The organism is Clostridium kluyveri DSM 555, from assembly GCF_000016505.1.
Taxonomy (GTDB): Bacteria; Bacillota; Clostridia; order Clostridiales; family Clostridiaceae; genus Clostridium_B; species Clostridium_B kluyveri.
On sequence record NC_009706.1, the window covers coordinates 3,190,121 to 3,202,757 of the forward strand.

The window sequence follows — 12,637 nt, forward strand, 5'->3', positions numbered from 1 at the left end:
CTATGAAATTGGAAAGTTTCCATAAAGAGTGTTTAAAAGCATTATCTTTTTCTTTACCATTTCCTCTGTTCTATTTACATATTCTTTTACATCCTTTATATTTCCATGTCTTTCTAATCTGTTTTCCTCTAAAAATACTACTTTGGTAACAGCATCAGCTCCACAGCCTATTATAGTCTGCCTCTCTTCAACCATTTCTATATTATAGAGTCCAAAATTATACCTTGCAGCGTACCCTATATTCTCCATATTACCCACCATGTTTTTTTGTCTGTATAAATAATAAGGTTCCATATTTAAAGCTTCAGCAGCCCTGGCTGTTCTTTCATACATAAGATTTAATTCCACTGCATCTGGAGTTAAATATTTTGTATTATTTATCATATTTTCATAAAGTTTAGATCCTCTTTTAACAGACATGCCATGTACTGTCAAGCTATCTGGAGAAAGTTTTTCTATTTCAGTGCAAGTTTTGTCTATATGCTCAATCCCTTCTCCGGGAAGTCCCACAATTATATCCATATTTATATTGTCAAACCCACACTCTCTTGCCATATGAAATTTTTCTTTTATATCCTCTACCCTATGATTTCTCCCAATAAATTCGAGAGTACTGTCATTCATGGTTTGCGGGTTTATACTTATCCTGTTCACCCCATATTTTTTCATGGTTTTCAATTTATTTAAAGTCATACTGTCAGGCCTGCCGCACTCTACATTAAACTCTTTTATTCTATGTCCATATACAAAATTATCATATATTTCACAGATTATTTTTTTGAATTTTTCATCATCAACAGAAGTAGGGGTACCTCCTCCAAAATATATACATTCTATATTCAATTTATTTTTTTTAATATAGCTTGAAATCTGCCTTATTTCATAGATCAAACTTTCAATATAAGGTTCTACTAAATCCTTAAAATTTTCAATAGGATTGGAAGTAAAAGAACAGTAAAGACATCTGGTAGGACAAAAGGGCATTCCCACATATACACTTATATTCCTGCTGTGTGTATTCACCAGGTCTTTTTCCTTTGCTGCTACATTTATGCAAAGCTCTGCTTTGCGTCTTTCACAACAAAAATGATTACGAAAGTATTCAACTATACCTTCGTAATTTTCCCCTTTCTCTATAAGTTCCAGTGCTATTTTACTTGGCCTTATGCCAATCAAAGTTCCCCAGGGCAATTTTTTGCAGGTTCTATCACTAAAATATAGAAATATTATCTTTCTTATATTTTCCTTTTCTTTCAAACAGCTTTCAAATTTACCTTCATAAACTTCATTATCATGTTTTATTATAACTCTATCTATTAATATTTCTATATTAAAATCCCAATTATCCTTTTCTACAAAAATTATATTTGAAAATTCATAGAATAAATTTATTATTTGAAAAATATGATATCTATACCTCTCACAATTTAATTTAACCTTCACTTCCATCTCAGCAGCCCCTCCACCTATGAATGATTGGACCTAGAATAATTACAGAAAAGGATTATGCATCTTTTCCTCCCCTACAAAGGTCTTAGGTCCATGGCCTGATAACACTACAGTTTCATTTGGTAAAACTATAATTTTAGTTTTTATACTATCTATAATTGTTTCAAAATCTCCCCCTGGAAAATCAGTTCTTCCAATGGAGCCTTGAAACAGTGTATCTCCTGAAAATACTACTTTATCTGTTAAAAAGCTTACACCCCCCGGAGTATGCCCTGGTGTATAAATAGCCTTTAACTTTATATCTCCGATTTCAAATATCTGATTGTCTTTAATATAAAGTGGAGCCTCATTTCCTATATTTCCATATACAAAAGCTCCCTGCTGCACCATTTTATAATCCTTCTCACTTATTGCTACAGGGGCATTATATTTATTTTTCAATTCTACTACGGCACCTGTATGGTCTATATGTCCATGGGTCAGCAGTATATATTTCACTTTACATTTTGAATCCTCCACAGCTTTTATTATCTGCGGGGCATCTCCACCTGGATCAATTACCGCACACTGCAAGCTGCCCTCATCTATTAATATATAGCAATTAGTCCCATAAGATCCCACAACCAAACTTTTTATTTTCATAAATATACCTCCCTAAAATATTAGTTAGTGTAAAGTTTTCTACACTACTTGTTAAATTTTAATTAGTAACATATAATTCTATTAAAAAATTTTCTCACTGTCTACCATAATAGTTACCGGACCGTCATTTTCTATGGAAACCAGCATATCTGCTCCAAATTCTCCTGTTTGAACATTATGGACTGAATCTTTACACTGATCTATAAATTCATTGTAGACGCTCCTTGCCTTTTCTCCCCCTAAAGCTTTTATAAAGCTGGGTCTTCTGCCTTTTCTGCAATCTCCGTATAATGTGAATTGAGAAATTATAAGTAACTCTCCTTGAACATCCAGAAGAGATTTATTGAGCTTTCCCTCTTCATCTTCAAATATTCTGAGATTTAATATCTTATCTTTCATATAGGATATATCTTCTTTTTTATCTTCTACAGATATACCCAAAAGTACATTTAACCCTTTTCCTATTTCACCTATAATTTTTCCATCCACTTCAACTTTAGATCTTTTTACCCTTTGAACCACTGCTCGCATGTATAACACTCCCTTTAAGCTATCCTCAAATCAACAACAAAAGTATTATTTATTTGAAAGCAGCCAATTAATGATCAATTTTTTGTCCTATAAGCATAAATAATACCCTTTATTTTTCTAAACTTCTTTATTACCTCTTTAATATCTTCTCTATTTAATATTTTTAATTTTATATTGATAATAGATACTCCATTTTTAGGAGGTTTGGTATTTACAGCATACAACGTAGCCTTGCTCTGACTTATAATTTCTACTATTTCAGCTAGAAGTCTTTCTCTATTTTCCGCTTTTATTTGAATTTCTGTAATATATTCTGTCCCTTTAGGATTTCCCCAACTCACTTCTATCAATTTAGTGTCCTTATTTTTTAGAGGCAACTGCATATTTTTACAATCTCTTCTATGGATAGATACCCCCCTGCCTTTGGTTATATATCCTATTATAGAATCTCCAGGTACTGCATTGCAACATTTTGCAAATCTTACCAGTACATTGGTCTCTCCTTTTACAATCACTCCCGGAGATTTTTTGATTTTTTTATCTGTAGATTTATCCGCATATTTATTAAGCTTATCTTCCAGTTTACTCCAGTCCTCCCCACCTGGTTTGGAGATTTTTATATACATTTCCTTCATTTTCAGAACAACAGTGGATGGATTTATAGCACCAATTCCCACGGAAGCATAAAGATCATCTACAGAATTTATATTGTACTTTTTAAGTACAACCTCTATAATCTCTCCCTTTGCAATCTCACCAAAGTTATACCCCTGCTTTTTTGTTTCTCTTTCTAAAAGTTCTTTGCCTTTTACTATATTTTCTTCCCTTCTGGCTTTTTTAAACCAGGATCTTATTTTGCTCTTTGCCTGATTACTCTTAACTATATTCAGCCAGTCAATACTTGGTCCTTTGGGGGTATTTGACACAAATACCTCTACAATTTCTCCTGTTTTAAGATGATAGTCTAGTGGAACCATTTTTCCACTGACTTTTGCCCCTACACAACTGTTTCCTATATCAGTGTGTATTTTATAGGCAAAATCTATGGGAGTAGCTTCATAGGGCAAATTTATAACAGTACCCTTTGGTGTAAATACAAATACCTCATCTGAAAATAAATCTATTTTAAATCTTTCCATAAATTCTTCTGCATCTGAAGTCTCCCTTTGCCATTCCAGCATTTCCCTAAGCCATGTAAGCTTTTTATCTATATCCTCTGCAGTGTCAGCCCCTTCCTTATATTTCCAATGGGCTGCTATACCGTATTCTGCAGTTTTATGCATTTCAAAGGTTCTTATCTGTATTTCAAAAGGTTTCCCTTGAGGCCCTATAACAGTAGTATGCAAAGATTGATACATATTTGCCTTTGGCATGGCTATATAATCTTTAAACCTTCCAGGTACAGGCTTATATATAGTGTGTGCTATACCAAGGGCAGCATAACAATCTTTCATCGTACTTACTAAAATCCTTACTGCTGTTAAATCAAAAATTTGATCTATTGTTTTATTTTTCTTTACCATTTTTCTATATATGCTGTAAAAATGTTTGGGTCTTCCTTCAATATCCGTATTTATACCTGCTTTTTGCATATTTTCTCTTAACTTTTTTATTATCTGTTCTATATACTTTTCTCTTTCTACTCTTTTTTCTGAAATTTTTCTAACTATAAAATAATATTCATTTTGATTAATATACCTAAAGGCCAGATCTTCAAGTTCCCATTTGATTTTAGACATACCCAGTCTATAAGCTAGGGGAGCATATATATCAAAGGTTTCTTTTGCTTTTTCTTTTTGTTTTTTAACAGGTAGAAACTTTAGTGTCCTCATATTATGAAGTCTATCTGCAAGCTTTATAAGTATAACCCTAATATCATCTGACATGGCAAGAAGCATTTTCCTTACATTGTCTGCCTGCTGCTCTTCTTTTGTTTTATATTCTATTTTTCCAAGTTTTGTAACACCTTCTACTAAGTTTGCAACTTCCACACTAAATTCTCTACTTACATCTTCCCTGCTAAATTCAGTATCCTCTACTATATCATGAAGCAATCCTGCTACTATAGTACTTGTATCCATTCCCATTTCTGCCAGTATGCAAGCTACTTCTACAGGATGCATTATATAGGGCTCACCAGATTCTCTTTTTTGCTTTTTATGAGCTTCATCTGCAAAATAATATGCTTTTTTAACCATTTTTTCATCAATATTATTACAATTTTCATCTATCAATCTCATTAATTTTTCCAACATACTGATACTCCCTAAAATCAATGGCTGGTTTATAAACCAGCCATTATTTTTTGTTAATATTATATCCTATAGAAAATTATAATTTCAAATTTATACACTTTAAATGTCATATTTTATTAAAGAAAGTACATCATAACCTTTTAATTTCTCTCTTCCCTTTAAATCTGTCAATTCTATTACAAAATCTATAGTTACAATTTCTCCACCGGCTTGTTCTATTAACTTAACCACAGAAGATGTAGTTCCTCCTGTTGCAAGCAAATCATCTACTAAAGCTACTCTGTCACCTTTATTTATTGCATCCTTATGAATTTGAAGTACATCGCTTCCATATTCCAGGTCATATTTAATGCTTAAAGTATCGTAGGGCAATTTCCCCTGTTTTCTAACTGGAACAAAACCTGCTCCCAGGGTATAGGCTATGGGAGCTCCAAATAAAAAACCCCTGGCCTCCGGTCCCACTACCACGTCAATATTCTTATCCTTTAAATACCCAGCTATTTTATCTACTGCATATTTAAAAGCATCTTTATCCCGGATCAAAGTGGTTATATCTTTAAAACTTATTCCTTTCTTCGGGAATCCTTCTACTATTCTTATGTTATCCTGTAAGTTCAATTACAATTCCCCCTCAAAAACTTATATAAGCCCATTGACTGACGTACAAACTTTATAAATTTATAAAACTTATTTCCTTTTTCAATACACCCCATTTTGCCTAAGCTACTTTGGTTTGATATGATGCTCCAAAGGCTTAAATTCGGTCTCGTCAATACCTACATATTAGTAGTATCTTTCATGTGATTATCCTACTAATTTATAATTTGCTAAATTAATACTTGCATTTTTATCCCTATCAATTACAATCCCACACGCACATTTATAAATTCTATCAGATAGCTTTAAATCTTTTTTGATAGCTCCACAACATGAACATTTTTTGCTTGAAGGATAAAATCTATCAGCTTTTACAAATTCAATACCATTCCATTCACATTTTTCTAAAGTATTTATAAACTTATTGGATGATTGTTCTTGTATAGCTTTAGATAAATGTTTATTTTTTAATAAACCAGTCACGTTCAAGTCCTCAACAACTACTCTGCTTGGCTTGGTTTTCACTATAGCATTAGTAGTTTGATGAATATGATTTAAACGTATATTGGATATTTTCTTGTGTAGTAACTTAATTTTCTTTTCAAGTTTTATGATGTTATTTGTTTTATTCGGTTTTTCACTTTTTTTGAAGGCTTTTTCAGATTTCAACTTATCATATTTCCTTGAAATTTGCCTTTGAAGTTTTAGTAATCTTTTATTTAATTTCTTAACTTTTTTAGATTTATTAATGTTTTTAAAAGGTTTATCAATATTACTTACAACAGCTAGTTCCTTTATTCCTAGATCCACGCCAATACTCTCACCAGTGAGACAAAGCTTATGGGTATTTTCTACCTCAAAACCTAAGGATAAATACCAGTGGCGTCCGTTATGTTTTATTCTTGGATTAGTTACCTTTATTTTATCTTTTTTATAATTTCCTATGGGAAGTCTGCCTTCATCTTTCATCTTAATAAATCCTATTTTTTCTAATTTAATAAATTTATCTTTAACTACAAATTTATTATTTAGATGAAAAAATGAAGTTTCACACTTATTTTTCTTTTTAAATTTAGGATAACCATGTTCACCTTCAAAAAACTCCTCAAAAGCATCTCCTAAGTCTTTAAGTGCTTGTTGTGGTATTTCCGAAGACACTTCTCTAATCCAAGGATATTCTTCACTATTTCTAAGTTCGGTAAATATTTTTCTTAATTCTCCTATTAATAAAGATTTCTTATTTTCTTTATAATAGCTATTTAAGTAAGCTAATCCCCAATTGTAAGTAAATCTTGCAACTCCTGCACTTTTCCACATTAATATTTCTTGCTCTTTAGTAGGGTATAATCTAACTTTAATTCCTCTAATCATCTTCAGTAAGTTCCTTAATCATCTTTTTTGTCTTGTTGGCTCTCTTACCTTGAAGTCTGCAACTAAATACAGTTATTATTTGAACTAAATATTCCACAACTTCTTCTTCCTCAGTCTTTTCAGTATTATCTATAATTTCAATTTCAACATTTTTATAATCACATATATTCTTTATAAGTTCATAACCAAACCTAACAAGTCTATCTTTATACAATATTACAATTTTACTAACTTGATTTTGAAGAATAAGTTCAATTAATTCATTTAATCCTTTTACCATATAATTATATATTAAATATTTATAAACTTTCAAGTTATAATTGATTTAATAAATTCAATTTAGTATATCATTTCATTTTTTAAATATTTGGCTATCTGCTCTGCCCTATCTATACTTTCAGTTGTAAAAAGTTCTACTGCAATTCTGGCATTGTCTATATATCTTTTGCAGCTAATTGAAGATATTATTTTATTTGAAAGTTCACATATATTTTCCTGATTTATAGTATGAATCTTATTTACTTTCAATAAAGCTTTCACCCCATAATTATTGGTGTAGTTCAAGTATCGCATGCCTTCCCTTACCATGATTTCATTTTCCCCGGTTATATAACTCTTTTTAGAAAAAATGCCCAGGGTTACAAGGTCTAAATATTTACTTACATATTTCATATTATAATAAATGGATACAGCTTGACACAATTTAAATACAACCCCCACTGCTATAAGATCCTTAAATGGATATCTGCAGCCTGGCTGATTCGGATTTATAATAATTGTCTCTGGTAGAAATTTTCCACATTTATGGTAGTCTGTTATTATAACATCAATGCCCAGTCTTTTGCAAAGTTCTATCTCAGGCAGAGATTTAATTCCACAGCCCGCGGTTATTATAAGCTTTGCCCCTAAAAACTTTATATGATTTTCTATTATATCAGATTTTATACTAGAATCATTAATTTTGTCGGAAATAAAATACTCTACATCTGCATTTAAATACTTTAACACAAGTAACAATATAGCTACCGAAGCTATACCGTCTAAATCGCAGGTACCATAAATTACAATTTTTTCTCTTTTGTTTACAGCTTTTATTATTTTTTTCATGGCTTCCTCCATATCTTTCAAAAGAAAAGGGTTTTCCATGCCTAAAAAGTCAAAATCCTGTATATTATGCTTTTGCCACTCCATAACAAAATCCTCCAAATTAATCGAAAGCACTTATATTATAAATGATATTATCTTCTATTACAAATACAGTATGTCCACATTTTTCACAATAAAAAAATCTAGAGTTTTAATATACTCTAAATTTTTTATTTTATCTTATTAAGTATTATTTTTTTAGATAATAAGTTTACTGCACTGCACTGCGCAATCTTTTTTTTCTGTTTATCATACGCTTTTTAATTATAACCCAACATGGACTAGCTATACATATGGATGAATAACATCCTGTTATTACTCCTATGAGTATAGGCTCTGAAAAAATCCTTATGGAAGGTACCAAAACATATACCGATGCCAAGGTTATTACAACTGTAAGTACAGTGTTTATTGATCTTGCCAGAGTCTGAGTTACACTGGCGTCTGCAACCATCTCAGGCTCCTGCCCTCTCATGTACTTGTGATTTTCTCTTATTCTATCAAACACAACTATGGTATCGTGAACGGAATATCCCATAACTGTGAGTGTAGCAGCTATAAAATTAGTGTCTATAGAAATTCTAAATATTGCATAGACTGAAAGCATTACAAGTATATTGTGAACCAAAGATATCATGGCAGCTATACCATAGCTCAGTTCAAACCTTATACCTATGTATATAAACATAGCTATAATGGCTACTATGACAGCTTGTATAGCCTTAACTCTAGTCTCTTTTCCTATAACCGCACCTATATTTTCCTGATTTGTAAGACTGCTTTTTTTGTACTTGGCCTTTACATCTTTTACAATATTATTTACATTATCACTACTTAAAGAAGTAGACTTTATGGTTATGGATTTATTATCTGATTTAGTTGATTGAAAATCCTTTGAATATTTTTTTATTATACTATCTACATCTTCTTTATTAAAATTGCTGCCTAAATTTATCTCAACTATGGTACCGCCCTTAAAATCAAGTCCATACTCCAATCCTTTTGTAGCCATAGTAAAAATTCCAATTACAATTACTATAAGGGATATAGTAAACCATATTTTTCTTTTCTCGATAATTTTATATATAGTATCCATATTATTTTACTACCCCCTTTCTGAAGTCATGTACACCGAAGGTTCCAATAGTCTGTTTATGATTAAACCATCCCATATTGGCAGCAAGCTTCATGAGTGTTCTAGTAACAGTTATTGCTGTAAACATACTTAAAATTGTACCTATAATAAGCGTAAGGGCAAATCCCTTTACAGAACCTGTTCCAATACTATAAAGTATAAAGCCTGAAATAATTGTAGTTATATTTGAGTCCAGTATGGAAGTCATGGCCCTTCTAAAGCCTGCATCTATGGATGCCTTAATGGTTCTGCCGCTTTTGAGTTCTTCTTTGGTTCTTTCAAATATGAGTATATTTGCATCTACTGCCATACCAACTGTTAAAAGAAACCCAGCAATACCTGCCAGGGTAAGGGTGACACCTATGTTGGCAAAAGCAGCCAGAACTATGTATACATATAACGCCAGTGCTATGTCTGCAATAAGTCCAGGTAATCTATAGTAAAGCAGCATAAATAACATTACAAGTCCTATACCAATTTCACCTGCCAATATACTAAGAGGCAGTGCATTAGCTCCAAGAGAAGCTCCTACGGTTTTAACCTGAACGGGTTTTACTGTAACTGGCAGAGCACCGGATTTTATTAAATTTGCCTTTCTTTGTGCCTCTTTAAGAGTCATATTTCCGCTTATAATAGCCTTGCCATCGGTTATATGTGCATCTACCTGAGGATCGGTAAGAACTTCCTCATCTAAGTAAATAGTAATCTTTTTACCTATAAATTTTGCAGTGGCATCTGAAAATTTCTTGGTGCCGTCTTTATTGAATTCTAAATTTATTACAGCCTGACTGCTATTTTGAGAGTCAAGAGATGCAGTGGCATCTTTTACATCCTTACCTGTAAGTATGGTTTTATTATCAGGTCCTACAAATTTCAGTTCTCCGGTTTTAGCTACACCATCTGTTACCTCTTTGGCATCAAATTTACCGGGTATGTCAATTCTTATTCTGTTTTTACCTTCTCTAGCAACTACTGTTTCACTTACCCCTAATTTATTAACTCTTAAGGACAAAAGTTCTATTGTTCTTTCTATGGTACTTTCGTCTACATTTTTCCCTTGAATTTCCTCAAGTACAGAAACTCCCCCTTGAAGGTCAAGACCCCTAGTTATGACTTTACTAAAGGGTTTCAATTCATATCCACCTAAAGTCACCCCATATGCTCCTGAATAGGCTAAAAAACCTATTATAATCAAACACAGGAAGAAAACTATAGTGCTTTTCACCTTAGATTTCATTATTTATCCTCCTTTGCCACTAGACCAAATATTCTTTACTCTCATATATTCACATTAGCAATTATATTACTTAAAAAAAATACCGTCAATACATATAAGCCCGATTAAAATGCCAGATAGTATTAACTTTCTGTAAAAAATGTATAATATTAAGTATTGTTTGTCATACTTCTAACTTTAAGGGCAATGGCACATTCAATCCTCTTTTTCTGCATTTTACACCCAAGTTCATAAGGTACTTTCATATCTCCATTAAAATTATAATTATTTGCCTGACACCCCCCACTGCAATAAAATCTGGCCCAACATTTTCTGCACTGTGGCTTATTATATATGTGAGAATTTTTAAATTCACAGGAGATATCTTCTCTTAAATCCTTCCAATTATTTAAATTGCCCATTTTGAAGTCTTCATTTCCTACAAATTGATGACAGGGATATATATCTCCTTGAGGAGTTATTGCCACATACTCATGACCTGCTCCACACCCTGATATTCTTTTATATATACAAGGTCCTCCTGTAATATCTATGTTGAAATGATAAAATTTGAATTTTTTATCGCCAGGCTTCCATTTCAACATTTCCTCATATAATTTATCATATTGAGAGTAAATTTCAGGTAAATCTTCTTCTCGAAGAGATAGAGGATTATCAGAGGGAAGCACCACGGGTTCTACAGATATTTCTTCAAAACCTTCATTTTGAAGAAATTTTATATCTTCAAAGAAATCTGTATTTTTTCTGGTGAAGGTTCCTCTCACATAGTATTGCTTAGACTTGTCCCTAATTTCTATCATATGTTTAATTTTAGGTAATATGGTATTAAAGGTTCCTCCTCCATCTTTTCTTACCCTTATTTTATCATTTATTTCCTTCCTGCCATCTATACTAAGTACTATATTTCCCATATTTTTATCAATATATTCCATTATTTCATCATTTAGCATTACGGCATTAGTTGTCATGGTAAATCTTATTTTCTTGTTGTTTTTAACCTCTTGTTCCCTTGCATATTCCACAATTTCTTTTATACACTGGAAGGCCATTAAAGGCTCTCCTCCGAATAAATCTATCTCTATATTTTTTCTGGGGCCTGATTTTTCTATGACAAAATCAACGGCTTTTTTTCCAATATGTGCAGACATCAATGCTCTTGCACCTTTATATTCACCTTCATCTGCAAAACAGTACTTACACTTTAGATTGCAATCGTGGGCAACATTTAGACACAAGGCCTTTATAAATGAAGGAGTATTGTCTTTTAATACAATATCTTCGTATAGGTCTTGTGAATAAAGTATTCCATCTCTAACCAACTGGCATATTTCTCCATAAGCTTCTACAATCTCTTCTTTTTCATATTTATTTTTAAGTGATTCCACTACATAATTCAGTTCCGGTAATTTTTCGTCATCTAAAATATCATATACCAATTCATCAATTTCATGAATTGCACCAGAATTCACATCTATTACATAGAAATATGATCCCTGAATAAATTTATGAATATCTGCCAAATTTTTCTCCTCCTATCAAGTAGTTGTCATAATAAATTTTAGGCAGCAACTATTTTGTTACTGCCTAAAATTTTATGTTAGTTTTCACAAGCAAGGTTAGCAACTGTACAGGAAGTTTTACATGCTGATTGGCATGAGTTAGCACATTCCTTACATCCCGGTTTTTTTAAACTATCTTTTATATTACTACTATTTATAGTTTTTATATGCTTCATATTGAACTCCTCCATATGATTAAGTTATCTGATTGATTATAACATAAAGCGTATATAAAATAAAGTTTAACAATTTAGGTAGAGAAAAATATTCCTATAAGCAAAGCTCCCCTGAACCTATGAATTACCTCATATAGATATCTACAAATTAATTCCAATGATACCAGATAATGCGCCAACTATTATGGCAAGCAGAACCCTTGCAAATCCATCCGCACCCATAACCATAGAATTTCCTGAAATGATGGAAACTATATACAATATGGATAAATATAAAAGAGTTACTAAAATCCCTATAAGCCATCCCTTTTTTCCTATTTTCCTCACTGCATAAATAGAAGCATACATTATGCTAAGTATTGTAGTAATTAAGTAAAATATATAACTTGCCCTTGAACTAACTTCTACAAAAGTCATTACAACCGCAAAAATCAAGAGCAAAATAACTGTAATTATAAACCCTCTTAGAACCCCCTCCACTGCTGGAAGGTAATTATTATTCTTTTCCAAAATTAAAACACCCCCCATCTAATAGTATC

At 31.8% G+C, this 12,637-nt stretch carries 12 protein-coding genes and 1 pseudogene; all 13 read right to left on the reverse strand.

Features of this window, described 5'->3' with window-relative positions; translation table 11 throughout:
* Positions 1-1,449 carry a coproporphyrinogen III oxidase gene (locus CKL_RS15220; protein ID WP_012103471.1) on the reverse strand — a complete coding sequence of 483 codons (1,449 nt, stop codon included), beginning with the start codon at positions 1,447-1,449 and terminating at the stop codon, positions 1-3.
* A 42-nt stretch (positions 1,450-1,491) separates the two neighbouring features.
* Complete coding sequence (locus CKL_RS15225; protein WP_012103472.1) at positions 1,492-2,091, reverse strand: MBL fold metallo-hydrolase; 600 nt, start codon at positions 2,089-2,091, stop codon at positions 1,492-1,494.
* Positions 2,092-2,172: 81 nt separating this feature from the next.
* A complete protein-coding gene (gene dtd / locus CKL_RS15230; protein WP_012103473.1) occupies positions 2,173-2,622 on the reverse strand; it encodes a D-aminoacyl-tRNA deacylase in 450 nt (149 codons plus the stop codon).
* Positions 2,623-2,696: 74 nt separating this feature from the next.
* Positions 2,697-4,877, reverse strand: coding sequence for a RelA/SpoT family protein (locus tag CKL_RS15235; protein ID WP_012103474.1), 2,181 nt, complete (start codon positions 4,875-4,877; stop codon positions 2,697-2,699).
* 99 nt (positions 4,878-4,976) lie between these two features.
* Positions 4,977-5,495 (reverse strand): adenine phosphoribosyltransferase, encoded by a 519-nt coding sequence (locus CKL_RS15240; protein WP_012103475.1) that lies wholly within the window; start codon positions 5,493-5,495, stop codon positions 4,977-4,979.
* Between the two features lie 186 nt (positions 5,496-5,681).
* Complete coding sequence (locus CKL_RS15245) at positions 5,682-6,845, reverse strand: RNA-guided endonuclease InsQ/TnpB family protein (protein WP_012103476.1); 1,164 nt, start codon at positions 6,843-6,845, stop codon at positions 5,682-5,684.
* Positions 6,838-7,131 (reverse strand): annotated as a pseudogene (locus CKL_RS15250) (recombinase family protein); the annotation flags it as partial. The pseudogene CKL_RS15250 and the gene CKL_RS15245, both read right to left, overlap by 8 nt.
* A 53-nt stretch (positions 7,132-7,184) precedes the next feature.
* Entirely contained in the window at positions 7,185-8,036 is an 852-nt protein-coding gene (locus tag CKL_RS15255) for a DHH family phosphoesterase (RefSeq protein WP_012103478.1), read from the reverse strand.
* A gap of 166 nt (positions 8,037-8,202) precedes the next feature.
* Positions 8,203-9,087: a protein translocase subunit SecF gene (secF, locus tag CKL_RS15260; RefSeq protein WP_012103479.1), complete on the reverse strand. Its 885-nt coding sequence runs from the start codon at positions 9,085-9,087 to the stop codon at positions 8,203-8,205.
* Position 9,088: 1 nt separating this feature from the next.
* Positions 9,089-10,363, reverse strand: coding sequence for a protein translocase subunit SecD (gene secD, locus CKL_RS15265; protein WP_012103480.1), 1,275 nt, complete (start codon positions 10,361-10,363; stop codon positions 9,089-9,091).
* A 149-nt stretch (positions 10,364-10,512) separates the two neighbouring features.
* A complete protein-coding gene (gene scfB / locus CKL_RS15270; protein WP_012103481.1) occupies positions 10,513-11,883 on the reverse strand; it encodes a thioether cross-link-forming SCIFF peptide maturase in 1,371 nt (456 codons plus the stop codon).
* Positions 11,884-11,960: 77 nt separating this feature from the next.
* Positions 11,961-12,098, reverse strand: a complete 138-nt coding sequence (gene scfA / locus CKL_RS15275; protein WP_012103482.1) for a six-cysteine ranthipeptide SCIFF — start codon at positions 12,096-12,098, stop codon at positions 11,961-11,963.
* A gap of 141 nt (positions 12,099-12,239) precedes the next feature.
* On the reverse strand, positions 12,240-12,626 hold the full coding sequence (locus CKL_RS15280; RefSeq protein ID WP_012620866.1) for a TIGR04086 family membrane protein: 387 nt from the start codon (positions 12,624-12,626) through the stop codon (positions 12,240-12,242).
* Positions 12,627-12,637: the final 11 nt, after the last annotated feature.

Excerpts from the sequence above, each read along its gene's own strand:
- CKL_RS15235 (WP_012103474.1), bottom strand. The coding sequence starts at position 4,877 with ATGTTGGAAAAATTAATGAGATTGATAGATGAAAATTGTAATAATATT.
- CKL_RS15225 (WP_012103472.1), bottom strand. The coding sequence starts at position 2,091 with ATGAAAATAAAAAGTTTGGTTGTGGGATCTTATGGGACTAATTGCTAT.
- CKL_RS15220 (WP_012103471.1), bottom strand. The coding sequence starts at position 1,449 with ATGGAAGTGAAGGTTAAATTAAATTGTGAGAGGTATAGATATCATATT.
- secF (WP_012103479.1), bottom strand. The coding sequence starts at position 9,087 with ATGGATACTATATATAAAATTATCGAGAAAAGAAAAATATGGTTTACT.
- dtd (WP_012103473.1), bottom strand. The coding sequence starts at position 2,622 with ATGCGAGCAGTGGTTCAAAGGGTAAAAAGATCTAAAGTTGAAGTGGAT.
- CKL_RS15245 (WP_012103476.1), bottom strand. The coding sequence starts at position 6,845 with ATGATTAGAGGAATTAAAGTTAGATTATACCCTACTAAAGAGCAAGAA.
- scfA (WP_012103482.1), bottom strand. The coding sequence starts at position 12,098 with ATGAAGCATATAAAAACTATAAATAGTAGTAATATAAAAGATAGTTTA.
- CKL_RS15280 (WP_012620866.1), bottom strand. The coding sequence starts at position 12,626 with ATGGGGGGTGTTTTAATTTTGGAAAAGAATAATAATTACCTTCCAGCA.
- secD (WP_012103480.1), bottom strand. The coding sequence starts at position 10,363 with ATGAAATCTAAGGTGAAAAGCACTATAGTTTTCTTCCTGTGTTTGATT.
- CKL_RS15255 (WP_012103478.1), bottom strand. The coding sequence starts at position 8,036 with ATGGAGTGGCAAAAGCATAATATACAGGATTTTGACTTTTTAGGCATG.